General features: G+C 64.2%; 21 protein-coding genes. 12 read left to right on the top strand and 9 right to left on the bottom strand.

The window, feature by feature from the left end; all coding sequences use genetic code 11:
- Positions 1-85 precede the first annotated feature (85 nt).
- From MST27_RS18910 to exaC, 7 genes are all read right to left on the bottom strand, one after another.
- A complete protein-coding gene (locus MST27_RS18910; RefSeq protein ID WP_476756134.1) occupies positions 86-2,350 on the bottom strand; it encodes an MHYT domain-containing protein in 2,265 nt (754 codons plus the stop codon).
- Between the two features lie 563 nt (positions 2,351-2,913).
- Complete coding sequence (gene ppa, locus MST27_RS18905) at positions 2,914-3,441, bottom strand: inorganic diphosphatase (RefSeq protein ID WP_003290517.1); 528 nt, start codon at positions 3,439-3,441, stop codon at positions 2,914-2,916.
- Positions 3,442-3,581: 140 nt separating this feature from the next.
- Positions 3,582-4,394, bottom strand: coding sequence for a M90 family metallopeptidase (locus MST27_RS18900; RefSeq protein WP_243607483.1), 813 nt, complete (start codon positions 4,392-4,394; stop codon positions 3,582-3,584).
- A 151-nt stretch (positions 4,395-4,545) separates the two neighbouring features.
- On the bottom strand, positions 4,546-5,352 hold the full coding sequence (gene eutC, locus MST27_RS18895) for an ethanolamine ammonia-lyase subunit EutC (protein ID WP_243607482.1): 807 nt from the start codon (positions 5,350-5,352) through the stop codon (positions 4,546-4,548).
- 225 nt (positions 5,353-5,577) lie between these two features.
- Positions 5,578-6,969: an ethanolamine ammonia-lyase subunit EutB gene (locus tag MST27_RS18890; protein ID WP_243607481.1), complete on the bottom strand. Its 1,392-nt coding sequence runs from the start codon at positions 6,967-6,969 to the stop codon at positions 5,578-5,580.
- Between the two features lie 11 nt (positions 6,970-6,980).
- Positions 6,981-8,429, bottom strand: a complete 1,449-nt coding sequence (eat, locus tag MST27_RS18885; protein WP_243607480.1) for an ethanolamine permease — start codon at positions 8,427-8,429, stop codon at positions 6,981-6,983.
- 174 nt (positions 8,430-8,603) lie between these two features.
- The gene (gene exaC / locus MST27_RS18880; RefSeq protein WP_243607479.1) at positions 8,604-10,124 is read right to left on the bottom strand and encodes an acetaldehyde dehydrogenase ExaC; all 1,521 of its coding nucleotides are present in this window, start codon (positions 10,122-10,124) and stop codon (positions 8,604-8,606) included.
- A 189-nt stretch (positions 10,125-10,313) separates the two neighbouring features.
- Here exaC and mpl point away from each other — a divergent pair, with 189 nt between their 5' ends.
- The 12 genes from mpl to dgoD all read left to right on the top strand — a co-directional run bounded on the left by mpl (position 10,314) and on the right by dgoD (position 22,701).
- Positions 10,314-11,663, top strand: coding sequence for a UDP-N-acetylmuramate:L-alanyl-gamma-D-glutamyl-meso-diaminopimelate ligase (gene mpl, locus MST27_RS18875; RefSeq protein ID WP_243607478.1), 1,350 nt, complete (start codon positions 10,314-10,316; stop codon positions 11,661-11,663).
- Positions 11,664-11,915: 252 nt separating this feature from the next.
- On the top strand, positions 11,916-12,545 hold the full coding sequence (gene ubiX, locus MST27_RS18870) for a flavin prenyltransferase UbiX (RefSeq protein WP_017246067.1): 630 nt from the start codon (positions 11,916-11,918) through the stop codon (positions 12,543-12,545).
- Position 12,546: 1 nt separating this feature from the next.
- Positions 12,547-12,837: a YceK/YidQ family lipoprotein gene (locus MST27_RS18865; protein ID WP_011914691.1), complete on the top strand. Its 291-nt coding sequence runs from the start codon at positions 12,547-12,549 to the stop codon at positions 12,835-12,837.
- Positions 12,838-13,665: 828 nt separating this feature from the next.
- On the top strand, positions 13,666-14,391 hold the full coding sequence (locus MST27_RS18860; RefSeq protein WP_243607477.1) for a FadR/GntR family transcriptional regulator: 726 nt from the start codon (positions 13,666-13,668) through the stop codon (positions 14,389-14,391).
- A 24-nt stretch (positions 14,392-14,415) separates the two neighbouring features.
- The gene (locus tag MST27_RS18855) at positions 14,416-15,288 is read left to right on the top strand and encodes an SMP-30/gluconolactonase/LRE family protein (RefSeq protein WP_243607476.1); all 873 of its coding nucleotides are present in this window, start codon (positions 14,416-14,418) and stop codon (positions 15,286-15,288) included.
- A 49-nt stretch (positions 15,289-15,337) separates the two neighbouring features.
- The gene (locus MST27_RS18850; RefSeq protein ID WP_243607475.1) at positions 15,338-16,156 is read left to right on the top strand and encodes an SDR family oxidoreductase; all 819 of its coding nucleotides are present in this window, start codon (positions 15,338-15,340) and stop codon (positions 16,154-16,156) included.
- Between the two features lie 154 nt (positions 16,157-16,310).
- Positions 16,311-17,315 (top strand): substrate-binding domain-containing protein, encoded by a 1,005-nt coding sequence (locus tag MST27_RS18845; RefSeq protein WP_243607474.1) that lies wholly within the window; start codon positions 16,311-16,313, stop codon positions 17,313-17,315.
- 91 nt (positions 17,316-17,406) lie between these two features.
- Positions 17,407-18,921 (top strand): L-arabinose ABC transporter ATP-binding protein AraG, encoded by a 1,515-nt coding sequence (gene araG / locus MST27_RS18840; RefSeq protein WP_243607473.1) that lies wholly within the window; start codon positions 17,407-17,409, stop codon positions 18,919-18,921.
- Between the two features lie 21 nt (positions 18,922-18,942).
- On the top strand, positions 18,943-19,911 hold the full coding sequence (gene araH / locus MST27_RS18835; RefSeq protein ID WP_167468761.1) for an L-arabinose ABC transporter permease AraH: 969 nt from the start codon (positions 18,943-18,945) through the stop codon (positions 19,909-19,911).
- A gap of 37 nt (positions 19,912-19,948) precedes the next feature.
- Entirely contained in the window at positions 19,949-20,929 is a 981-nt protein-coding gene (locus MST27_RS18830) for a 2-dehydro-3-deoxygalactonokinase (protein WP_243607472.1), read from the top strand.
- The gene (locus MST27_RS18825) at positions 20,904-21,527 is read left to right on the top strand and encodes a 2-dehydro-3-deoxy-6-phosphogalactonate aldolase (RefSeq protein WP_243607471.1); all 624 of its coding nucleotides are present in this window, start codon (positions 20,904-20,906) and stop codon (positions 21,525-21,527) included. The genes MST27_RS18830 and MST27_RS18825 overlap by 26 nt, the downstream gene beginning before the upstream one ends.
- Before the next feature lie 25 nt (positions 21,528-21,552).
- Positions 21,553-22,701: a galactonate dehydratase gene (gene dgoD / locus MST27_RS18820; protein WP_243607470.1), complete on the top strand. Its 1,149-nt coding sequence runs from the start codon at positions 21,553-21,555 to the stop codon at positions 22,699-22,701.
- A gap of 73 nt (positions 22,702-22,774) precedes the next feature.
- Here the strand turns inward: dgoD and MST27_RS18815 are convergent, their stop codons facing one another.
- Positions 22,775-23,923, bottom strand: coding sequence for an aldose epimerase family protein (locus tag MST27_RS18815; RefSeq protein ID WP_243607469.1), 1,149 nt, complete (start codon positions 23,921-23,923; stop codon positions 22,775-22,777).
- A gap of 170 nt (positions 23,924-24,093) precedes the next feature.
- Positions 24,094-25,167, bottom strand: a complete 1,074-nt coding sequence (gene queG, locus MST27_RS18810; RefSeq protein ID WP_243607468.1) for a tRNA epoxyqueuosine(34) reductase QueG — start codon at positions 25,165-25,167, stop codon at positions 24,094-24,096.
- Positions 25,168-25,225 lie beyond the last annotated feature (58 nt).

Raw genomic sequence — 25,225 nt, 5'->3', positions numbered from 1 at the left:
TGTCAGCACGGGACCGATGCGGCGTTGGGCCGTATCGGTTTCCGTTTCCCTCCCGAAGCATGCTTGTCCATAGGTTCCGTTTCTGTCAGCGGCGTGTATGCAGCGGCACCACGACGTTCGAGTTCGGGCGCCCTAGCGTTTCGCCGATGGCGACGGTGAGCGTCTGTTGGGTGAAGGGCTTGGCCAGCGTATGCAAGCGGCGACCTTCTTCCGTCAGCTCGGCAAAGCCACTGACCAGCAATATCGGCAGGGTCGGTCGCTCGGCCTGAACGAATCGCGCGAGCTGAGTGCCGGTCATGCCCGGCATCATCTGGTCGGTGATCAGCAGGTCGAACGCCCGCGGCTGGCGAAGGCGTTCGAGCGCCGCCTCGCCGCTGTTCACGGCCGTGACGCGATGACCCAGATCTTCCAGCAGCGCGGCGGTGTTGGCCAGCACCAGCGGGTCGTCGTCCACCACCAGCACGGTCAGCGCGGGAACCGATGTCGCCGCCGCTTCGGCCGGCTCGGGCGCAGCGAGTGCAGCGGCCCGAGCGGTACCCAGCGGAAGCCACAGTTCGATGGTCGTGCCGTGGCCCAGGGTACTGTCGATCACCAGGCGGCCACCGGACTGCTCGGCCAATCCGTGAGCCATCGACAGGCCGAGGCCCGTTCCCGTGCCGGGGCCCTTGGTCGTATAGAAGGGCTCGGTCGCCCGGCTCAGCGTTTCGGGTGTCATGCCGGTGCCCGTGTCATGCACGACCAGGGCGACGAACTCCTGCGTCGGCGTATCGCCTGTACGCACCTGGCCTTCGATGCAGATCGAGCCTCCGTTCGGCATGGCATCGCGCGCATTGACCACGAGATTGATCAACACCATCTCCAGCTGGTTCGCGTCGACATAGGCCGGCGGCAGGCCGAGCGGAAATCGTGTTTCGATGCTGACGTTCGCAGTGACCGAGCGCTGCAGCAATTCACGCATGTTCAGCACCACGTCATGCAGCATGACGGAGCTGGGGTTGAGGTCCTGCTTGCGGGCGAACGCCAGCATCCGTTGCACGAGGCCAGCGCCTCGCTGCGTGGCGAGCAGGGCGTTTTCGATCAGGCTGCCGGCACGTGGCGCGGTGTCGCTCGGCAAGCGCTTGCGCAGCAGCTCGAGATTGCCGCCAATCACGGCGAGCAGGTTATTGAAATCATGGGCGATGCCTCCGGTGAGCTTGCCAATCGCCTCGAGCTTCTGTGCCTGGCGGAGCGCGGCCTCGGCATGCCGGCGTTCGGTGATATTCACCAGGCCGCCGATGATCAGTGCGCCCCGCGTGGTCTGCTCGAGCCGCGTGGAGGCGAGCACGTCAATGAAGGCGCCGGCCCGGGCCACCAGGCGGTACTCGGCATCCAGGCATTCGCCGGTCTTCAGCAGCTGTGGCCAGTCCTGGGTGAGCATCTGACGGGCGGAACGCTCGGTCATGAAGTTGATCAGCGGTCGGCCGAGCACGTCCTCCCGGCGATAGCCCATGAGGGCGAGCCAGGCGTCGCTGACCGATTCCAGGCGGCCATCCTGGTCCAGCGCATGCAGCGGCAGCGGGGTCTTGCTGTAGAGCTCGCGAAAGCGTTCCTCGCTCTGGCGCAGGGCGCTGGCCTCACGTTCGCTGAGCGCCGCCATGCGTCGGTCGTGCATGGAGGCGGCCAGCCCGAAGAAGAGCACGATGAAGGTCGAGCCGGCGACCGACAGCGCGAGGGTCAGCAGATCCAGGCCGCTGCCCGGTGGCGCCGGCATGGCATCGTGCAGAGGTGTGAAGCGTGCGCCAGCCATGGCCGAGTAGTGCATCCCCGCCACGGCGAACCCCATCGCCACTGCCGCTACGGTCTGCAGCATCAGCCGCGGACCGCGGGCGGACAGCCAGAGCGCGACCGTCGCGGCACCGATGGCGATCAGAAAGGAAATGGCCACCCATAGTCCGTCGTAGGACAGCTCTGCATGCATCGTCATGGCGGCCATGCCCATGTAGTGCATCGAACCGATGCCCAGGCCCATGAACAGGCCACCAATGCCGAGCGTCAGGCGGCTCAGCCCGCGGCGGCTCACCGCGAAGAAGCTGATGGCCGTGACGACGATAGGCAGGACCAATGACCAGAGCGTCAGCGCAAGGTCGTATCTGATCTCCATCCCGGGCATGCCGAAGGCCAGCATCCCGACGAAGTGCATCGACCAGATGCTGCCGCCCATCGAGACGGCCGCCGAGCACAGCCAGGCATGGTGAAGCCAGCCGGTCGAGGCGCGCGCGCGGCTGGCCAGATCGAGCGCCGTGAAGGAGCCGGCGATGGCGATGAGAATGGACAGGCTCACCAAGGCCATGTTGTAGGTTGTAGGCATCATCAGCTCCGTACTGGCTAGCGAGGCTGTCGCGCTATTACTTAGACGAGTCGCGCAGAGGCGCCAGGTTCCCTCATCCTGCCGGCGGCGCTCGGACTTTGTGATGGGCGTGACATTACATGACCGCGCCGCCGAATGTTTACGGCGACGGCCTTGCAGTTGGGCTTTAGCGTGCTGGCATAAAAAAAGCGCGTCATCGACGGACCAAGAGCACTGTGACAGGCGCGACGAGGAAGCCTGGCTTCAGGGACCGGCGCCCGTGGCAAGGCTGATCGCGGCGATGAATGGGTTGCCGTGAAGCGGATCGCGCAGCAGCGTGCAGTGAATACTGTAGAGCGTCCGGACCAGCGTGACGTCTTGGCTTCTGAAGAGAGGGCGACCGGCTCCTGTAGAGCGCAGGGCCTTGGCGATGCGAGCCCAGCTCGCCGGTGAGTATCAGCGTTGATCCGACAACGGTCGGGCCTTCAGCCGCCAGGGCCATGAAGAGCCGCACCGGCATCAGCTGACTCAATGCATGGCGCAATAAAAAAGCCGGCTTGTGGCCGGCTTTTCTTCAGTGCCTCGGCTTACTTCTGATAAGCCTCGGCAGCTTTGATGATGGCGGCGCGGGCGGCGTCGGCGCCTTCCCAGCCTTCGACCTTGACCCACTTGCCCTTCTCGAGATCCTTGTAGTTCTCGAAGAAGTGCTTGATCTGCTCGATCAGCAGCGGCGGCAGGTCGGTGTATTCCTTCACGTCCTTGTACAGCTGGGTCAGCTTGTCGTGCGGGACGGCGATCAGCTTGGCGTCGCCGCCGGCTTCGTCGGTCATGTTCAGCACGCCCACCGGACGGCAGCGGATGACCGAGCCGGGAGCGACCGGGTAGGGCGTCACGACCAGCACGTCGAGCGGGTCGCCGTCATCGGCCAGGGTGTGCGGAATGAAACCGTAGTTGGCCGGGTAGAACATCGGGGTGGCCATGAAGCGGTCGACGAACAGGCAATCGGTGTCGTGATCGATTTCGTACTTGATCGGCGCGTGGTTGGCCGGGATTTCGATGGCGACGTAGATGTCGTTTGGCAGGTCTTTGCCGGCCGGGACTTTGCTGTAGCTCATGAACATTGCTCCGTGGTCGGCCAACGCGGCCTGGGGCTTAAAAAAGTGGGCGCGATTATAGGCGCACTGTCGGGCGTTTTGCCATGTCGCTTGCGGCGGGTCGCCGCTGGCAGGTGGCGCGCGCATTCGACGGCTCGAAGTCAGCCAGGTTCCGCGTAGGCCGGGTGGCTGTCCTGCAGGTGTTTCAGGCGTGCTGCCGGGTCCTGTCGATAGAAGTGCTTGAGCTGATCGTAGACATCCGGGAGCTCGCTGCTCAGAACGTCGGGTGCGCTGAAGAAGTATTCGCTGGTGACGGCAAAGAATTCGGCCGGGTTCTCGGCAGCGTAGGGGTCGATCGCGGTGTGCGCGTCCGGGTCGGCATCGAGTACGGCATTCAGCCCGTCGTAGGCGCGCTGCATGGCGCTTGCCCATTGCTCGATGCGCATCTCGCGATGCAGCGGTGGCAGGCCGTTGGCGTCGCCGTTGAGCATGTCGAGCTTGTGCGCGAGTTCATGGATGACCAGGTTGTAGCCTTCCCAGCCGCCGCTTTCCCGTACGCCGGGCAGGGCCAGGATCACCGGACCCTGCAGCCAGGCCTCGCCGCTGTGCTCGGCGTCCCACTCATGCTCGACGCCCGCGGCATCACGGTGCTTCTGTGGGCTGTGAAAGTCGTCCGGGTAGATGACGATCTCGTGGAAACCCTGGTACCAGTCGAGATCCGGCAGGTGCAGCAGTGGCAGCTGAGCCTGCGCCGCCAGGCGGAGACGGTCGGCCAGTTCCAGCTCGACGCCAGGCAGGGCTGTCAGGCGCTTGGCATGCAGAAACAGCAGGCTGCGGTCACGCAGGCGTTCGGTTTCCTCGTCGCTCAGTCCGTCGAGAATCGGCAGGCTCTCGAGTACGTGCTGCCAGAGGGATGGTTCGATGGCGAGGCGGGCGAGGATGCGCTTGCGGCGCCAGTCGCGAAATGACCACATGAAGGTGTTTCCAGCCTGGGGGCGACAACCTTAAGCGGCCGTTTGATCGCCGGCAAGCCAGACGGGGCACTGACGCCGTAGGCCGGGTCTCCTCGCAGGCGCGGCGATCGGGCCATGGCTGCACGCCATGCCAGGCAAAGCCGGCCGGTGCTCAGCCCAGCAGGAAGTTGCCGACGTTCGGCGAGCCGTCATCAAGGCTGAGCATCTCCGCTTCGTCTTTCAGCGTTACGCCTGAGAGTTGCCGCCGGCAGGCCTCGCGCATCAGGTGGAGCAGGCGATGGGCGGCGAGGTTGTAGCTCAGGCCTTCGAGGCGGATGTTGGAGATGCAGTTGCGGTCGGCATCGGTACGTCCGACCTTGGGGGCGTAGGTGAAGTAGAGGCCAAGGCTGTCCGGTGAGCTGAGGCCCGGGCGCTCGCCGAGCAGCATGACGACCATCCTCGCCTGGAGCCGCTGCCCGACCTCGTCGCCCAATGCGACTCGCCCTTGTTGCACGAGGCAGATCGGGCCGAGGCTCCAGCCGTCCTGATGCATCTGTTCTTCGATCCGCTGCAGCAGGGGCAGGGCGTGGCGTTGCACGGCAAGCGCCGACAGGCCATCGGCGATCACGATGATCAGGTCGTAGCCCGCAGCGTGTTGCTCGGCATGTTCTGTCAGCCGTTCGGCGGAGGCTTCGTCGAGCTTGCGGCCAAGGTCGGGGCGTTGCAGATACAGGCCGCGATCGGCAGCGGCGCTGTGCAGGTGCAGGGTGCTGAACCCTTTCGCCTGCAGTTGTTTGGCGAGTGCGTCGATATCCAGGGTCAGGTGCACGGCGTCGCGTGCCTGGGCGTGGGCGAACTGAAAATCCAGCTGGGCGTCGGTGGGCAGGCTGGCACCGGCGCGACCCAGGGCGATGCGTGCTGGAGTGAGCTGGCGCAGGTGGGCCCAGGGGTTGGCGATGGTCGTGGGTTTGTCGGGCATGGCGGCCTCCGAAGGGTAGGCGAGCTCAATTCGCGCGCAAAGACTTGGCGTCCCGCTCGCTTCTGCAGGTCTTCGTGTGGTTTTGATCGCCAGCAAGCTGGCTCCTACAAAGCACAGGCCGTGCGGCACCTGTAGGAGCAAGGGGGGACGCCCAGTCCTTGCTGGCGATTCGATGGGTGCACCTGGCCGAACCAGCCAGCGCTGGGCGGCTATGACCAGGCGGATTCATGCCATCCGCTCCAGGGCCTGTCGAAAGACGGGCGGAAGCTGTTCGCCGATCTGCAGCCGTCGGCCGTCCTGACGCAGGATGTCCATTTTCGCCAGCCAATCCTCGAACTCCGGCGCGGGCCGCAGGCCAAGTACCTGACGCACGTAGAGGGCGTCGTGGAAGGAGGTGGTCTGGTAGTTGAGCATCACGTCGTCCGAGCCCGGGATGCCCATGATGAAGTTGATGCCCGCCGTGCCGAGCAGGGTCAACAGCATGTCCATGTCGTCCTGGTCGGCTTCGGCGTGGTTGGTGTAGCAGATGTCGCAACCCATGGGCACGCCGAGCAGCTTGCCGCAGAAGTGGTCCTCCAGCCCGGCGCGGATGATCTGCTTGCCGTTGTAGAGGTATTCCGGGCCGATGAAGCCGACCACGGTATTCACCAGCAGCGGCTTGTAGCGGCGCGCGACGGCGTAGGCGCGGGCTTCGCAGGTCTGCTGATCGACACCGTGATGGGCGTTGGCCGAGAGCGCGCTGCCCTGGCCGGTCTCGAAATACATCAGGTTGTCGCCGAGGGTGCCGCGCTTCTGCGACAGGCCGGCCTCGTAGCCTTCCTGCAGCGTTGCCAGGTTGATGCCGAAGCTGGCGTTGGCCGCCTCGGTGCCGGCGATGGACTGGAACACCAGGTCCAGCGGCGCGCCGCGGTTGATCGCCTCGATGGAGGTGGTGACATGGGTGAGGATGCAACCCTGGGTCGGGATCTCGTAGCGACTGATCACCGCGTCGAGCATCTTCAGCAGCTCGCAGATGCCGGCGGTGCTGTCGGTGGCCGGGTTGATGCCGATCACCGCGTCGCCGTTGCCGTAGAGCAGGCCGTCGAGAATGCTCGCGGCGATGCCGGCGCCGTCGTCGGTGGGATGGTTCGGCTGCAGTCGGGTGGACATGCGTCCGGCCAGGCCGATGCTGTTGCGAAAGCGGGTGACGACGCGGACCTTCTGCGCGACCAGGATCAGGTCCTGCACGCGCATGATCTTCGACACCGCGGCGACCATTTCCGGCGTCAGCCCCGGTGCGAGGGCTTTCAGCGACGACTCGTCCGCCTCCTCGCCGAGCAGCCAGTTGCGGAAATCGCCCACGGTCAGGTGGCTGATCGGAGCGAAGGCGGCGGCGTCATGGCTGTCGATGATCAACCGGGTGACTTCATCGCTTTCGTAGGGGATCAGTGCTTCTTCGAGAAAACGCCTGAGCGGCACATCGGCCAGGCACATCTGCGCCGCCACGCGTTCGGCGTCGCTGCCCGCCGCGACCCCGGCGAGCAGGTCGCCGGAGCGCGCCGGACTGGCCTTGGCCATCACCTCGCGCAGGTCGTCGAAGCGCCAGGTGGTGCCGCCCACGCTGTGCGAGTACGTCATGGCTGCTCTCCCTACTTGAGTGTCGCCTCGGCCTGCTCGATCGCCGCGAACTCTTCCTCCGGCGTACCGGCCACCAAGTGGTGGCGACTGTAGATCGCGAAATAGGCGATGAAGATCCCGTAGATGATCGCGGCGCCGATCACCACCCGCGGGTCGACCAGGAAGCCCGCGATGACCGCGACGCAGGCCAGTACCAGCGCCACGCCCGAGGTGACGATGCCGCCGGGTGTCCGGTACGGGCGATGCAGGTCCGGCCGGCGCAGGCGCAGCACGATGTGCGAGGCCATCATCAACACGTAGGAGATGGTCGCGCCGAACACCGCGACGAGGATCAGCAGATCGCCCTGACCGGTCAGCGACAGCAGGAAGCCGATCACACCGGGGATCACCAGGGCCAGCACCGGCGCCTTGTTCTTGTTGGTCAGCGAGAGGTTGCGCGGCAGGTAGCCGGCCCGCGACAGCGCAAAGATCTGCCGGGAGTAGGCGTAGATGATCGAGAAGAAGCTGGCGATCAGCCCGGCCAGGCCGACCAGGTTGACGAAGCCGCTCATCCAGGTGGACGAGCCGTAGGCCGTGGTCAGCGCTTCCACCAGCGGGTTGCCGGATGCCACCAGGGTGCTGGAGCCGGCGCCGCCAGGGCCGACCAGGAGGATCAGCCCGGCGAAGGCGACCAGAATCAGCATGGCGCCGATCAGTCCGCGGGGCATGTCGCGCTGCGGGTTCTTGGTCTCCTCGGCAGCCAGCGGCACGCCTTCGACGGCGAGGAAGAACCAGATCGCGTAGGGAATCGCCGCCCAGATGCCGACATAGCCGTAGGGCAGGAAGTTGCTGGCGCCGGCCGCCGTGGTAGGGGCGATGTCCAGCAGCTTGTCCACCGAGAAGTGCGGGACCATGGCGACGATGAACACCGCCAAGGCAAGGGCGGCGACGGCGGTGATGATGAACATCAGCTTCAGCGCCTCGCCGACGCCGAAGATATGGATGCCGATGAAGACGATGTAGAAGGCGAGATAGATCATCCAGCCGCCGATGCCGAACAGTGACTCGCAATAGGCGCCGATGAACACGGCGATCGCCGCCGGGGCGATGGCGTATTCGATGAGGATCGCCGTGCCGGTGAGGAAGCCGCCCAGCGGGCCGAACGCGGTGCGGGCAAAACCGTAGCCACCGCCCGCGGTCGGGACCATCGAGGACAGCTCGGCCAGCGAGAAGCACATGCACAGGTACATGGTCGCCATCAGCAGCGTGGCGATGAACAGCCCGCCCCAACCGCCCTGGGCGAGGCCGAAGTTCCAGCCGGCGTAGTCACCGGATATCACATAGGCGACGCCAAGGCCAACCAGCAGCACCCAGCCGGCGGCGCCTTTCTTCAGTTCGCGTTCCTGGAAATAGGTACTGCCAACTGCTTCGAAATCGATGGCGTGGGTTGGGGGTGTCGCACTGCTGTGTTCGAGAGCCATGGGAATCATCCTCTGATGGGTTCGGGTACGGCAGGGTCTTTGAAGCAAGCGCTGTGCCTTCGACTTCTTTGCGGGGCGTGGGGGCATTCAGGGGTGCAAAGGCGGCCCGGGGCGCACCAGCCCGACGCCAGTTGGCGCGGGCGGGCACTCTTTCGGCGCGCGTGGTTTACCTCGCTAGAAGAAGCCCAGCGGATTGATGTCGTAGCTCACCAGCAGGTTCTTGGTCTGCTGATAGCTGTCGAGGATCATCTTGTGCGTCTCGCGACCGACGCCCGACTTCTTGTAACCACCGAACGCCGCGTGCGCCGGGTAGAGGTGGTAGCAGTTGGTCCAGACACGACCGGCCTTGATCGCCCGGCCCATGCGGTAGGCGCGGTTGATGTCGCGGGTCCAGACGCCGGCGCCGAGGCCGTACTCGGTGTCGTTGGCGATGGCCAGCGCCTCGGCCTCGTCCTTGAAGGTGGTGACGCCGATCACCGGGCCGAAGATCTCCTCCTGGAACACGCGCATCTTGTTGGTGCCCTTGAGCAGGGTTGGCTGGATGTAATAGCCGGTGGCAAGCGAGCCTTCGAGTTTCTCCGCTGCGCCGCCGGTGAGCACCTCCGCGCCTTCGCCCTTGGCGATTTCCAGGTAGGACATGATCTTGTCGAACTGCTGCTGGCTGGCCTGGGCGCCGACCATGGTGTCGGTGTCCAGCGGGTCGCCGCGCTTGATCTGCGAGACCTTCTTCATCACCGCTTCCATGAAGGGCGCGTAGATCGACTCCTGCACCAGTGCGCGGGACGGGCAGGTGCACACCTCACCCTGGTTGAAGAAGCCCAGCACCAGCCCTTCGGCGGCCTTCTCGATGAAGGCCGGTTCGGCCTGCATGATGTCCTCGAAGTAGATGTTCGGGCTCTTGCCGCCCAGCTCCACGGTGCTCGGGATGATGTGCTCGGCGGCGCGCTTCATGATGTGCGAGCCCACCGGGGTGGAGCCGGTGAAGGCGATCTTGGCGATGCGCTTGCTCGAGGCCAGTGCTTCGCCGGCTTCCCGGCCGTAGCCGTGCACCACGTTGAGCACCCCCGGCGGCAGCAGGTCGCCGATGCATTCGAGCAGCACGTTGATGCCCAGCGGGGTCTGCTCGGCCGGTTTGAGCACCACGCAGTTCCCAGCGGCCAGCGCCGGGGCGAGCTTCCAGGCGGCCATCAGGATCGGGAAGTTCCACGGGATGATCTGCCCCACCACGCCCAGCGGCTCGTGGAAATGGTAGGCCGCGGTGTGTTCGTCGATCTCGGCGCTGGTGCCTTCCTGGGCACGGATGCAGCCGGCGAAGTAGCGGAAGTGGTCGGCGGCCAGCGGGATATCGGCGTTGAGCGTCTCGCGCACCGCCTTGCCGTTGTCCCAGGTCTCGGTGATGGCGAGCATCTCCAGGTTCTGCTCGATGCGGTCGGCGATCTGCAACAGGATCAGCGAACGCGCCTGCACGCTGGTTTTGCCCCAGGCATCGGCGGCGGCATGGGCGGCGTCCAGGGCCTTCTCGATGTCGGCGGCGTCGGAGCGCGGAAACTCGGCGATGGGCTGACCGTTGACCGGGGAAAGGTTGGTGAAGTACTGACCGCCGGCCGGCTCGACGAACTGGCCGTTGATGTAGTTGCCGTAGCGGGATTTGAAGGAAACGACAGCGCCTTCGCTGCCGGGATGGGCGTAACGCATGATGAGTCTCCGGTCTTGTAATTGTGATGACTGCTGTCTTTCAGCGTAGAACAGGCTCCGTTCGTCGGCAGGCGAGGCGACGTGCGGTGCGACCGCCCCGCAGCGGCCCCTGTGCTAATCTGCGCCGCAGTTTTCCAGCGTCGAATGCGCGGCCATGCCGTCTGGCGCGGCGTCTTTCAGAGGTCATCAATGCATATCCATATTCTCGGCATCTGCGGCACCTTCATGGGTTCGCTCGCGGTGCTGGCCAAGGAACTCGGCCATCGCGTCACCGGCTCCGATGCCAACGTCTATCCGCCGATGAGCACGCAGCTCGAGGCTCAGGGTATCGAGCTGATGCAGGGCTACGAGCCGGCGCATCTGGAGCCGGCACCCGATCTGGTGGTCGTGGGCAATGCCATGTCGCGTGGCAACCCGGCAGTGGAATACGTGCTGAACAAGGGGCTGCCCTATGTCTCCGGCCCGCAATGGCTGGCCGATCACGTGCTGCAGGGTCGCTGGGTACTGGCGGCGGCCGGCACCCATGGCAAGACCACCACCAGCAGCATGCTGGCCTGGGTGCTGGAACATGCCGGCATGAGCCCGGGCTTTCTCATCGGTGGCGTGCCGCAGAACTTCGGCATCTCCGCACGGCTCGGCGGTACGCCGTTCTTCGTGGTAGAGGCCGACGAGTACGACAGCGCCTTCTTCGACAAGCGCAGCAAATTCGTCCACTACCGCCCGCGCACCGCGATCCTGAATAATCTGGAGTTCGATCACGCGGATATCTTCCCGGATCTCGCCGCCATCGAGCGGCAATTCCATCATCTGGTGCGCACCGTGCCGGGCGAGGGGCTGATCATCCATCCCGAGTCGGAAACGGCGCTCAAACGCGTCATCGGCATGGGCTGCTGGACGCCGGTGCAGACCACCGGCGACGGCGGCCAGTGGCAGGCGAAGCTGCTCAGCGCCGACGGCTCGCGCTTCGAAGTGATCTTCGACGGCGAGGTGCAGGGCGTGGTGGAGTGGGAGCTGACCGGCCGGCACAACGTCAACAATGCGCTGGCGACACTGGCGGCGGCACGGCATGTCGGCGTGCTGCCGAAGCAGGGCGCCGAGGCGCTGAGCGAATTCCTTAGCGTCAAGCGGCGCATGGAGAAGGTCGCCGAGGTCAATGGCGTGACCATCTATGACGACTTCGCCCATCACCCGACCGCCATCGCCACCACCCTCGACGGCCTGCGCAAGCGCGTCGGCGATACGCCGATCATCGCGGTGGTCGAGCCGCGTTCGAACTCGATGAAGCTCGGCGCGCACCGCGAGGGCCTGGCCGAGTCGGTGGCGCTGGCCGATCAGGCGATCTGGTACGCACCGGCCAACCTTGGCTGGGATCTCGCCGCGACCGTCGCCGGCTCGCCGGTGCCGACCACGGTCTGCGATTCGCTGGACGCGATCATCGCCAAGGTCAAGGCCGACGCCACGCCGGGCACGCAGGTGGTGGTGATGAGCAATGGCGGTTTTGGTGGGTTGCACAGCCAATTGGCCGCCGCACTGGCGTAGCGTGGAAAACGCCGAAGGCTTTCCCATGCGTAAGGTTACGGCCGAAGCGCCAACGCCATGTAACGGTGGAAAACGCTTCGCGGTTTTCCACCCTACGAGATTGGGATAGGGCGAATTTGCTTCCAACGCGTCGTGAGCGAAGCTTGGGCAAGGCGAAACCTTGCGAGAAAGCGGAGCTTGCTGGTGCAAGTGAGCATTCGAATAAGGTTTCAACGCGGCATAAGCAAGCGCAGCAGCTTTGGGAGCACATTCATGAGCGGACCGGAACGCATCACCTTGGCCATGACCGGCGCCTCCGGCGCGCAGTACGGTCTGCGCCTGCTCGATTGCCTGATCCAGGAAGACCGCGAGGTGCACTTTCTGATTTCCAAGGCCGCGCAACTGGTGATGGCCACCGAGACCGACGTGGTGCTGCCGGCCAAGCCGCAGGCCATGCAGGCCTTCCTCTCCGAATACACCGGTGCCGCCGCCGGGCAGATCCGTGTGTTCGCCAAGGAGGACTGGATGGCCCCGCCGGCGTCCGGCTCCGGCGCACCGACGGCGATGGTGGTGGTGCCCTGTTCCACCGGCACGCTTTCGGCAATCGCCACCGGCGCCTGCAACAACCTGATCGAACGCGCCGCCGACGTCACCCTCAAGGAGCGCCGCCAGCTGATTCTGGTGCCACGCGAGGCGCCCTATTCGAGCATTCATCTGGAAAACATGCTCAAGCTGTCGAACCTGGGCGCGGTGATCCTGCCGGCCTCGCCCGGCTTCTATCACCAGCCGCAGACCATCGATGACCTGGTGGATTTCGTCGTCGCGCGCATCCTCAACCTGCTCAACATCCCCCAGGACATGCTGCCGCGCTGGGGCGAGCACCATATCGTCAGTGACGACTGAGATGATCGGTCGGGCGCTGCTGGTACTGACGACGCTGAGCGTGCTGGGTGGCTGCGCCACGGTGCGCACGCTGGACGCGGCCAAGCCCGGTGCGCCGATCATCTATTCCGGCACGCGTCTGGACTGGTACAGCCTCAACGGTGGCTGCTGCCCGCTGGATCGCTTCGGTGCCGTGGCGCCCAAGCATGCCGCGCTCGATCTGCCGGCCAGCGCCCTGCTGGACACGCTGTTGCTGCCCTTCGCCGTCGCGGCGGAGCTGGGCGTCGGGCTCGGCGTACGCGGCGGGCTCTGATTGCCGGCAACCGCGGCATGACTGATTTGGGTTCAGGCAAGCTCGCGGCCGCACAGGCATGGTTGACGGGGCCGCGCCAAAGGAGAACCGGGTCGAAAAACCGCGCCCAGCTCCATTTCAACTACTGGATGATCGCCATCCTAGTGTTTCTCGGCCTCCAGTACCTGCTGTCGGCGCAGCAGGACGTGAATTACCCGCTACGGCATGTCCCGCCAGCGACCTCGCGACTGTGCTGGGAGTCGGTCGAGTACTTGCACCGGTTCCCGGCCACGAGTTGCCGCCGAGGCAGCCGGCCGGAGTCTGCGCCTCGAAGCAGCACTTCGCGCTTCATTCCGATCTGCAGCTATCGCCTATCCCCATGTCGTTGGGTCGCTTCGCTTCCGATAAGCAACGGTTATCGCTCAATCAGCTGCTGTCATTAGGCAGTGCGCCTGGCGGTTCTTACAGTAAGCGCCATGCAAGGGCCGCTCGGCCACAAGACGAATAAGAGCGCGAGGGAAGACGATGAGGCCTGGCCTGATCGCAAGCCGAAACCGGGGCATTCAAGCGCATGCCATAGGTCATTCGTATGATCTGAGCGGCGGTAAGTCTGCCGGTCGTGAAGCGGCGCCCACCAACCGGTCGAGCCTGGTTGAATCGCGCCCATACCCTGTGCGTCGCCCATATTCGTTAATCGGTGTCTATGGATACACGCACCAGTGTGCGAAACGCCGAATGGCCATTACACCGTTCGGGCGAATTCACCAACAAAGTCACCGGCTGAATTTGACAGCCAATCATATGATGATAGGGTTCAGTAAGCTCAGGGGCAGTGGCACAGAGGCTCGCATGTCGAACAACTATCACAGCGCAACGGTGGAATGGCTGGGGTCCTGGATCGCCTCGGGCAAGGTCCAGCCGGGCGAGGCGCTGAAGGTCGAGGCCGGTCTATGCGAAGAGCTGGGCGTGAGCCGCACCGTGATCCGCGAGGCGATCAAGACGTTGGTGGCCAAGGGCATGCTCGATGTCGGGCCGAAGGTGGGTACGCGGGTGACGCCGGTGCGCTCCTGGAACCTGTTCGACGTCCAGGTCGTTGGCTGGCTGGCCGAGCACGGCCTGCCGGAGAGCTTCGTGATGGACCTGATCGACCTGCGCCGGACCATTGAGCCGACCGCCGTACGCTGGGCGTGCGAGCGCGCCACGCCCAAGCAGATCGCCGAAATCCAGGCGGCCTACCAGCTGCTGGCCGCCTCCCTGGGCGACAAAACCGAATACAACCGTGCCGACAAACTGTTCCACGAGGCGGTGCTCGCCGCCAGCCACAACCAGTTCATCGAACGCATGGTGCCGGCGCTGGGCGCCTTGCTGGCGGTGTCCTTCGAGGTGTCCTCGACGGTCCCTGACGAGCTCGGGCTGACCCTGCCGCTGCACAAGGAAATTGCCGATGCCATCGCCAGTCGCGATAGCGCCCGCGGGGTCTGGGCGTGCATGACGCTGATCGAGCGTGCGGCTTTGACCATTTCACGTCACTACCCGGAGCTCGTGGTGTCACGCGGCGAGCAGACTGCACCATAAAAATAATCAAAGCGGAGTGCGACCATGCAATGGCTGCCCATCTCGCAACAACGCTACAGGCTGGCCGAGGGCCCTTTCTGGGATGCCCGGGACCGGACGCTCTACTGGGCCGACATCGTCGGTCGACTGGCCTGCCGGCTGGGCCCGGACGGCTACCGGCAATGGCAACTGACCGAGCCGGTATCGGCCTTCATTCCCTGCGCGAGCGGCGACGCGCTGCTGACCCTCGCCAGCGGCGTGTACCGCCTCGATCCAAGCGCTAGCGAGGCCGAGCCCACACGGTTCTGTGTCGCTGACGCCACACCCGGCAACCGCGCCAACGAGGCGCGCTGCGATGCCCGGGGGCGGCTCTGGCTCGGAACCATGCAGAACAACATTGCCGAGGACGGCGGCGACATTCCAGTCACGCAGCGCTCCGGCGGGCTGTTCCGAATCGACCCGGATGGCTCGGTCACGCAGCTGCTCAGCGACCTAGGCATCGTCAATACGCTGCTGTGGAACGAGGCGGGCGACCGCGTCATCTGCGGCGACACGCTGGACGAATCGCTATACAGCCACGGCATTGCCGACGATGGGCGACTGGTCGATCGGCAAACCTGGGCCGGCCCGCATCCACGCGGCGTGCCGGACGGTTCGGCCATGGATTCGGAAGGCTACGTCTGGAATGCACGCTGGGGTGGACACTGTCTGCTGCGCTTCGCGCCGGACGGCTGCCTCGATCGCGTTGTCGAGCTGCCCGTCAGCCATCCCACCAGTTGCGTATTCGGCGGGCCGAGTCTGACCCATTTGTACGTTACTTCGGCCACACCGAGCGAGGCGGCGAATGACCTGGATGGCGCCGTGCTGACGGCCGACGTCGGCATCGTCGGACTGCCCTGTACAGGTTTTGCCGGTTGACCTGTTTATCGGCCGCGCTGCGGCCCCTGACTGCTTAGGAGTTGTTCACATGGCTGCACCGCTTTCATTGCCACCGACACCCGAACCTCAACGCGGCGAGCGCCTGAAAGGCAAGGTCGTGGTCGTCACCGGCGGTGCCCAGGGCATCGGCGAGGCGATTGTGGCCTGCTTCCAGGCGCAGCAGGCCAAGGTCGTGATCGGTGACATCCAGGGCGAGAAGGCCGAGCGGGTTGCCGCCGGCTGGCGAGCGCGGGGCGGTGAGGTGCGCGCCCTTCAAACCGATGTCACCAAACCTGCCGAGCTTGAAGCGCTGGTCGGTCTGGCACTCGAGCACTACGGCCACGTCGATGTGCTGGTCAACTGCGCAGGCGTCAACGTATTCCGCGATCCGCTGGAAATGACCGAAGAAGACTGGCGGCGTTGCTTCGCCATTGATCTGGACGGCGTCTGGTTCGGTTGCAAGGCGGCCTTGCCGCACATGGTGCAGCGCGGCGTCGGCAACATCATCAACATCGCCTCGGTGCACTCGACCAACATCATTCCCGGTTGCTTTCCCTACCCGGTCGCCAAGCATGGCCTGCTCGGCCTGACCCGCGCGCTGGGCATCGAATATGCGCCCAAGGGCATCCGCGTCAACGCCATCGCGCCGGGCTACATCGAGACGCAGCTCAACGTGGATTACTGGAACAATTTCGCCGACCCCCACGCCGAGCGCCAGCGCGCCTTCGACATGCATCCGCCGCGGCGCATCGGCCAGCCGATCGAGGTGGCGATGACCGCGCTGTTCCTTGCCACCGACGAGGCGCCCTTCATTAACGCCGCCTGCATCACCATCGATGGCGGACGTTCAGTGCTCTACCACGACTGAGAACAGCGAGGTTTCGATTCAAGAGGGCTGCACGCGGCCCTGCAGTAACCCGCCAGCAAAGCATTCGGTGGTGACGGATCAGGGTTATGGACCCTGACGAGTCAGCAAAAGCTATTCAACAAAAAGCTATTCAATAAGAACAATGGAGGTAGCTATGTTCCGGTCTCTCGGGATCCGTTCTCTTTGCTGTGCCGCGCTGACTGTTGGCGCGATGAGTTTCGCTGGTGCGACCCTGGCCCAAGAAGAGGTCAAGATCGGTTTTCTGGTGAAACAGCCCGAAGAACCCTGGTTCCAGACTGAATGGGCCTTCGCCGAAAAGGCTGCGAAAGAACACGGGTTCACCCTGCTCAAGATCGCCGTGCCGGACGGTGAAAAAACCCTCGCTGCCATCGACAGCCTGGCCGCGAACGGGGCCAAGGGTTTCGTCATCTGCCCGCCGGATGTCGCACTAGGTCCGGCCATCGTCGCCAAATCCAAGCTCAACGACCTCAAGGTCATGGCCGTCGACGATCGCTTTGTCGATGCCAAAGGCGAGTTCATGGAGGACGTGCCCTATCTCGGCATGGCGGCCTTCGAAGTGGGCCAGAAGCAAGGCGCGGCCATGGCCGAAGAAGCCAAGAAACGCGGCTGGGACTGGGACGAAACCTACGCGGTGATCAACACCTACAACGAACTCGACACTGGCAAGAAGCGCACCGATGGTTCGGTGGATGCACTGAAGAAGGCTGGCTTCCCTGAAGACCACATTCTTTATGCCCCGCAGAAGACGCTGGACGTGCCGGGCAGCATGGACGCCACCAACTCGGCCCTCGTGAAACTGCCGCGTGGCGCTAAGAACCTGATCATCGGCGGCATGAACGACAACACGGTACTGGGCGGCGTACGCGCCACTGAAAGCGCCGGCTTCAGCGCCGCCAACGTGATTGGTATCGGCATCAACGGCACCGACGCCATCGGCGAACTGAAAAAGGAAAACAGTGGTTTCTTCGGCTCGATGCTGCCCAGCCCGCATATCGAGGGCTACGAGACTGCGCGGATGATGTACGAGTGGGTCACCGAGGGCAAAGAGCCGCCCAAGTACACCGCCATGGACGAAGTCACCCTGATCACGCGTGAGAATTTCCAGCAGGAGCTGGAGAAGATCGGACTCTGGCAATAAGCCCGGTTCCGCCGCGTGAGGCCTGATTTTTCAGGCCGCTTACAGCATCAGATATCGACCGGGCACTGCCCGGCGAGGGTGGAGACGCTCCATGTTTGAGCAAGTCAAAGAAGGCGACAGCCTGCGTTTCAATGGCATCGGCAAGAACTTTCCGGGCGTGCGGGCGCTGTCGGACATCAACTTCGTGGCTCGGCCCGGCACGGTGCATGCGTTGATGGGCGAAAACGGCGCCGGCAAGTCGACGCTGCTGAAGATTCTCGGTGGTGCCTACCAGCCCAGCAGCGGTGAGCTGCAGATCGGTGATCGTTCGTTCGCGTTCCGCTCTGCGGGCGAAAGCATCGCCAACGGGGTTGCGGTGATTCACCAGGAGCTGCATCTGGTGCCGGAAATGAGCGTGGCCGAAAACCTGCTGCTCGGGCATATGCCTTCGCGCTTCGGGCTGGTCAATCGTCGCGCGATGCTTCGTCAGGCGCGCGAACTGCTCAAGGGCCTGGCTGATGAAATCGACCCCGCGGCGCGCCTGGGCAGCCTGTCCCTGGGTCAGCGTCAGCTGGTCGAGATTGCCAAGGCGATGTCGCGCAATGCCCACGTGATTGCCTTCGATGAGCCCACCAGCAGCCTGTCCTCCCGTGAAATCGAGCGGTTGATGATCATCATCGGCCGGTTGCGCGATGAGGGGCGGGTGGTGCTTTACGTATCGCACCGGATGGAAGAGATCTTCCGCATCTGCGATGCCGTCACGGTGTTCAAGGACGGCCGGTTCGTCTGCACCTTCGACGACATGAGCGAACTGACCCACGACCAGCTGGTGACCTGCATGGTCGGTCGGGATATTCAGGATATCTACAACTACCGACCTCGCGAGCATCACGGTGAGGCACTGCGAGTAGAAGGCTTGCTCGGTCACGGGCTGCAGGAACCGGTGAGCTTCTCGGTCAGCCGCGGCGAAGTGCTGGGCTTTTTCGGCCTGGTCGGCGCCGGGCGTACCGAGCTGCTGCGCCTGCTGGCCGGGCTGGCGCCGCACAAGGCCGGTACGGTGCTGCTCGATGGGCAGCCACTGAACCTGAAGTCGGCGCGTGATGCCATCGAGTCGGGAATCCTGCTTTGCCCGGAGGACCGCAAAAAAGAAGGCATCGTGCCGCTCGCCAGTGTGGCGGAGAACATCAACATCGGCGCGCGCCGACGCAATGCTCGCATGCGCTGCCTGGTGCAGGGGCGCTGGGAACGTGAGAACGCCGACCGGCAGATCCGGGCCTTGAACATCAAGACGCCATCGGCGGATCAGCAGATCGTATTTCTCTCCGGCGGCAACCAGCAGAAGGTGATTCTGGGGCGCTGGCTGTCGATGCCGATGAAAGTGCTGTTGCTCGACGAGCCCACGCGCGGCATCGACATCGGCGCCAAGGCCGAGATCTACCAGATCATCCATAACCTCGCGGCAAGCGGTATCGCCGTGATCGTCGTCTCCAGTGACCTGATGGAGGTCATCGGTATCTCCGATCGCATCCTGGTGATGAGCGAGGGCGCGCTGACCGGTGAATTACCCCGCGATGAGGCCGATGAGTCCAGCCTGTTGCAACTGGCACTACCGCGCTCGCGCGGCTGAATAAAAATGATGAGGTGCTCTATGTCTGCTCAACAAAACGCCCTGGCTGCGCCGCGACAGGGCTTGAATCTGCGCCGATTTCTCGATGACTGGGTGATGCTGCTGGCGGCGATCGGCATCTTCGCGCTGTCGGCGATCTTCATCGACAACTTTCTTTCCCCGCTGAACATGCGTGGTCTTGGCCTGGCGATTTCCACCGTTGGTATCGCCGCCTGCACCATGCTGTTCTGCCTGGCATCCGGACACTTCGATCTTTCGGTCGGCTCGGTGATCGCCTGCGCTGGTGTCGTGGCGGCCGTGGTGATGCGTGATACCGAAAGCGTCTTTCTCGGCGTATCGGCGGCATTGGCGATGGGCCTGGTGGTGGGGCTGATAAACGGCATCGTGATCGCCAAGCTGCGCATCAATGCGCTGATCGCGACGCTGGCAACCATGCAGATCGTGCGCGGGCTCGCCTACATCTTCTCCAACGGCAAGGCCGTTGGGGTGATGCAGGAGGACTTCTTCCTGTTCGGCAATGGCAGCCTGTTCGGCGTGCCGGTGCCCATTCTGATCACCATTGTCTGCTTCGCCTTTTTCGGCTGGCTGCTCAACTACACCACCTATGGCCGCAACACCATGGCCATTGGCGGCAATCAGGAGGCGGCGCTGCTGGCCGGGGTCAACGTCGATCGCACCAAGATCATCATCTTTGCCGTGCATGGCCTCATCGGTGCGCTGGCCGGGGTGGTGCTGGCCTCTCGGATGACCTCGGGCCAGCCGATGATCGGGCAGGGGTTCGAACTGACCGTGATCTCAGCCTGCGTACTGGGTGGCGTATCGCTCAGTGGCGGCATCGGCATGATCCGCCACGTGATCGCGGGGGTGTTGATTCTGGCGATCATCGAGAACGCGATGAACCTCAAAAACATCGACACCTTCTACCAGTACGTCATCCGCGGCACGATCCTGCTGCTGGCGGTGATCATCGATCGGCTCAAGCAGCGCTGATCCCAATCGCGCCGCTTGCCGGCGCGCTGGAGAATCCGTGAAGACTCAATTGATTGCGCTCGATTGGGGCACCAGTTCGCTGCGTGCCTATTGGCTCGGCGCGGCCGGTGAAACGCTGGAAGAGCGCAGCCTGCCGCTGGGCATCATGCAGCTCGACGGCAGCGAAGAGGGCTTCGAGCGCGCGCTCGATCAGGCGTGCGGCGACTGGCAACGGACCAGTCCTGAAGCCCCGATGATCGCCTGCGGCATGATCGGCAGTGCCCAGGGGTGGGGTGAGGCGCGCTACGTCGATGTGCCGCTCGGCGCCGAGGAGTTGGGCTCGTCGCTTCACGCGATCGAGCGCGCCTGTGGCATGCCGCTGTGGGTGGTGCCAGGCGTGATTCAACGCGGTGACCTGCCAGACGTGATGCGCGGTGAGGAAACCCAGGTGTTCGGCCTGCTCGACGGTGACACCGATCATGGCGCGCCTTTACTCATAGGCCTGCCGGGCAGCCACAGCAAGTGGGTCACGGCCGACGGCGGCAAGTTGACCCAGTTTCAGACCTTCATGACCGGTGAGGTCTATCAGGCGCTGCTCGGTCACACGATCCTCGGTCGCACAGCGGTGCCCAGCGACAGCTTCAACGCCGCGGCTTTCGAGCGCGGCCTGCGCGTCGCACAGTCGAGCGAAGGGCAGGCCGGCCCGCTTTCGACGATTTTCAGCAGCCGCACGCTGGTGCTGACCGGCGAGCTCAGCGGCGTAGCCCAGGTCGATTACCTGTCGGGGCTGTTGATTGGGCACGAACTGGCCGCCATGAGCGCGATGCTGCAGGTGCCGCCATCGCAGCCCATCGTCCTTGTCGGTAATTCGACCCTGTGTGCTCGCTACCTCTGGGCGCTCGAGTATTGCGGCTTCGAGTCGTTGCGCTTCGCACCCGAGGCCACAACCGCCGGGCTCTGGAAGGTTGCCGCCGGCGCCGGCCTGGTCGCCACCGATACAGCAGGAGAATCATATGTTTCACCGCACGCTCGCCATTAACGGGCTGGTCGCGATCCTCCGAGGCCTGCGCCCCGAGGAGGCCGAGTCGGTTGGCAGTGCGCTCTATGCCGCCGGCATAAGGATCATCGAGGTGCCGCTCAATTCGCCGCAGCCGCTGCGCAGCATCGAGATCCTGCGCAATACCCTGCCCGAGGACTGCCTGGTCGGCGCCGGTACGGTGCTTTCAGCGCAGCAGGTGCAAGCGGTGAAGGACGCTGGCGGGCAGCTGATCGTCATGCCGCACTGCGATGAGGCGGTGTTGCACGCGGCCAAGGAGGCGGGACTCTATCTCACTCCCGGTGTCGCCACGCCCACCGAAGCCTTTGCTGCCCTCGCAGCCGGGGCCGACGCCCTCAAGTTATTTCCTGCCGAGCAGGTGGGTATCAGCGCCATCAAAGCCTGGCTGGCCGTCCTGCCCACCGGCACGGCGCTGCTGCCGGTGGGCGGGATCACGCCGCAGAACATGGCGCCTTATCTACAGGCCGGGGCGGCCGGTTTCGGCCTTGGCTCAGCACTCTATTCGCCAGGGTTGCCTGCTGACGAAGTCGGCCGCCGGGCGCATGCCTTCATCCAGGCCCGCCAAGCGGCGATGCCCTGATCACTTCCTTGCGAGAGACCTTGCGATGAAAATTACCCGCCTGACCACACTGGTGGTGCCGCCGCGCTGGCTGTTCCTCAAGATCGAAACCGATGAAGGCATCACCGGCTGGGGCGAGCCGGTTGTCGAAGGCCGTGCCCACAGCGTCGCCGCGGTGGTCGAGGAACTGGCCGATTATCTGGTGGGGCGCGACCCGCGCAACGTCGAAGACCTCTGGACGGTGATGTATCGCGGCGGCTTCTACCGCGGCGGACCCCTGCACATGAGTGCCATCGCCGGCATCGATCAGGCACTGTGGGACATCAAGGGCAAGGCGTTGGGTGTCTCGGTCAGCGAGTTGCTTGGCGGTCGTGTTCGCGAGCGCATCCGCGTGTACTCCTGGATTGGCGGTGATCGCCCGGCGGATACCGCCAACGCTGCCCGCGCTGCGGTGGCGCGTGGCTTCAGCGCAGTGAAGATGAACGCCAGCGAGGAGCTGCAGTTCGTCGACAGCCACGCCAAGGTCGATGCGGTGTTGGCGAACATGGCTGCCGTACGGGATGCGGTGGGCAGGAATATCGGCATCGGCGTGGATTTTCACGGCCGCGTGCACAAGCCCATGGCAAAGATTCTGATCAAGGAGCTCGAGGCGTATCAGCCGATGTTCATCGAGGAACCGGTACTCAGTGAGAACTACGAGGCGCTCAAGGAGCTGGCGCCGCTGTCCTGCGCACCCATCGCGCTGGGAGAGCGGTTGTACTCGCGCTGGGATTTCAAACGCATCCTCGCCGAGGGCTACGTCGACATCATCCAGCCTGACACCTCTCATGCCGGCGGCATCACCGAAACGCGCAAGATCGCCAGCATGGCCGAGGCCTACGACGTCGCGCTGGCGCTGCATTGCCCGCTCGGACCGATTGCCCTGGCGGCGTGCCTGCAACTGGACGGCGTCTGCTACAACGCCTTCATTCAGGAACAGAGCCTGGGCATCCATTACAACCAGGGCAACGATCTGCTCGACTACATCAGTAATCGCGAGGTGTTCAAATACGAGGATGGCTTCGTCGCGATTCCGAACGGGCCGGGGTTGGGCATCGAGATCAATGAGGAATACGTGCTGGAGCAGGCGCGTATCGGCCATCGCTGGCGCAACCCGATCTGGCGTCACGCCGATGGCAGTGTGGCTGAGTGGTGAGCCAGCATTGGCTGGTGGGTTGACGGATCCCACCGATCGGCGATGAGAAAGGCCCCTTGCGGGGCCTTCTGCATCAGGGCTTGGGAAACTTGTAGATGGTGGTCTGGGTGTAGGTCTCGCCCGGGTCGAGGCGAGTGCTCGGGAAGTCCGGCTGATTGGGCGAGTCCGGGTAGTGCTGCGTTTCGAGGGTGAAAGCGCTCCAGTGGGAGTAGGTCTTGCCGCCTTTGCCCTTGATGCTGCCGTCGAGGAAATTACCGGTATAGAGCTGCACACCGGGCTCGGTGGTGTACATCAACAGCCGCCGTCCGGACTCCGGATCGTACACTTCGGTAGCCAACTTGCTGAGGTCGCCTTCGGTATCCAGCACCCAGTTGAAATCGAAACCGCCGGCCTTGGCCTCGGCGAACTTCAATTGCTCGTGATCATCCTTTATGTGCTCGCCAAAGCGGGTCGGCTGGAGGAAATCCATCGGTGTGCCCTTCACCTCGGCCAGTTCGCCGGTGGGGATGAGCTTCTCGGTGACCGGTGTATAACGCGAGGCATGCAGCGTCGCGACCTGATCCAGCACGCTCGGGCTGCCGGCGCCGGCGAGGTTGAAGTAGCTGTGGTTGGTCAGGTTGAGTACGGTGGGTTTGTCGGTAGTGGCGCGGTACTGAATGCGCAGCTCGTTTTCTTCGTTGAGGCTGTAGGTCACATGGGTGGTCATGGTGCCTGGAAAGCCCATCTCGCCATCGGGCGACACGTAGCTCAGCTCGACACCGACCCAGCCGTCCTCATCGGCGGGCTTGGCCTTCCAGACCCGTTTGTCGAAGCCCTCCGGCCCGCCATGCAGGGCGTTGCTGCCGTCGTTCTGTGGGATCTGGTAGGTCTTGCCGTCTAGTTCGAAGCGGCCATCGGCAATGCGGTTGCCAAAGCGCCCGATAGTCGCGCCGAAGTAAACGTTGCCGTTCTTGATGTAGCCATCGACATCATCGAAGCCGAGCACGATGTCCTCGGTCTTGCCGTTCTTGTCCGGTATCAGCAATGACTGCAGCACGCCGCCGTAGGTGATCACCACCGCTTCGACCCCTTGGCTGTTTTTCAGGGTGTATTTCTCGATGGGCGTGCCGTCCGGCATCTTGCCAAAGCTGCCGTGCTGGTTGGACAGACCTGCCGCTTGGGCGCCGAATGTACTGATCATGAGAGACAGGGCAATTCCGTTGAGTAGCAATCTGGGTTGCATGGCTTCACCTGACATTGTTGTTGTTTTTTGCGTGGTGCACGGCGCCAGGTCGGTGTAGCACCGTTGCGCCGGCTAAAGCCTAGACAGCCGAGCCATTCCGTCCCAATACGAATTACGGTGCCTGAGATATCCAAACCGATATCTCTCTCAAGTCCTGAAACATGGGCTGGTCAGGTGCGCTGGCGGACTTCATGTTGCGCCAGTGCCCACTCGACGTGTTCGCGCACCAGTTCAGATGGGTCCTCGCGGCGAGCCTGCAGCGCTTCAAGCACGGGAATGCTCGAGGGTGCGTTGCCCAGCCCGACGGCCAGGTTGCGCAACCAGTTCTGATAACCCGTCCGCCGCAGCGGCGAGCCTTCGGTACGGCTGAGAAACTCCGCTTCGGTCCAGCGAAACAGCGCCGCCAGTTCGGCATTGTCGAGGCTGTGGCGGGGCTGGAAGTCGGTCTGCTCGGTGGGGCGAGCGAAGCGGTTCCAGGGGCAGACGATCTGGCAGTCGTCGCAGCCAAACACACGGTTGCCAATCTTCGGCCGCAGCTCGACCGGGATCGGGCCTTTCAACTCGATCGTGAGGTAGGAAATGCAGCGCCGCGCATCCAGCAGCCGTTCACCGACGAAGGCCTCGGTGGGGCAGATGTCCAGGCAAGCGTGGCAGCTGCCGCAGTGGTCGCGCGCACTGGGCTCGTCGATCGGCAGCGCGATGTCGACGAAGAGTTCGCCGAGAAAGAACCAGCTTCCAGCCTTGCGGTTGAGCACCAGGGTGTTCTTGCCGATCCAGCCGAGACCGGCCTGCTGCGCCACGGCCTTTTCCAGCACGGGCGCGCTGTCGACGAAGGCTCGGTAGCCGAACGGACCAATCACCTGCTGGATGCGCTCGGCCAGTTGTTGCAGGCGCTTGCGGATCAGCTTGTGGTAATCGCGGCCCAGGGCATAGCGCGACACATAGGCTTTTTCCGGGTCGGCCAGCTGCTGGCTCATGCGGGTGTCGCCCGGCAGGTAGTCCATGCGCAACGAGATGACCCGCAGCGTGCCGGGCACCAGTTCGGCCGGCCGCGAGCGCTTGCTGCCGTGGGCGGCCATGTAGTCCATCTCGCCCTGGTAGCCCGCCGCGAGCCAGGCCTCGAGATGCGCCTCGTGCTCGCCGAGGTCGACGCCGGTGATCCCCACCTGCTGGAAGCCGAGCTCGCGGCCCCACTCCTTGATGGAGTTGGCGAGGGCGACGGGGTCGAGAGCGGAGCTGGACATCGGAGACTGCGGCGGGAAGTGAGCGGGTGCGTATAATTCTGCCAGACATTCCGCCGCG

This window comes from Stutzerimonas marianensis (assembly GCF_022810315.1).
In the GTDB taxonomy this organism is placed as follows: Bacteria; Pseudomonadota; Gammaproteobacteria; order Pseudomonadales; family Pseudomonadaceae; genus Stutzerimonas; species Stutzerimonas marianensis.
This window is presented reverse-complemented; position numbering and strand designations above follow the sequence as displayed.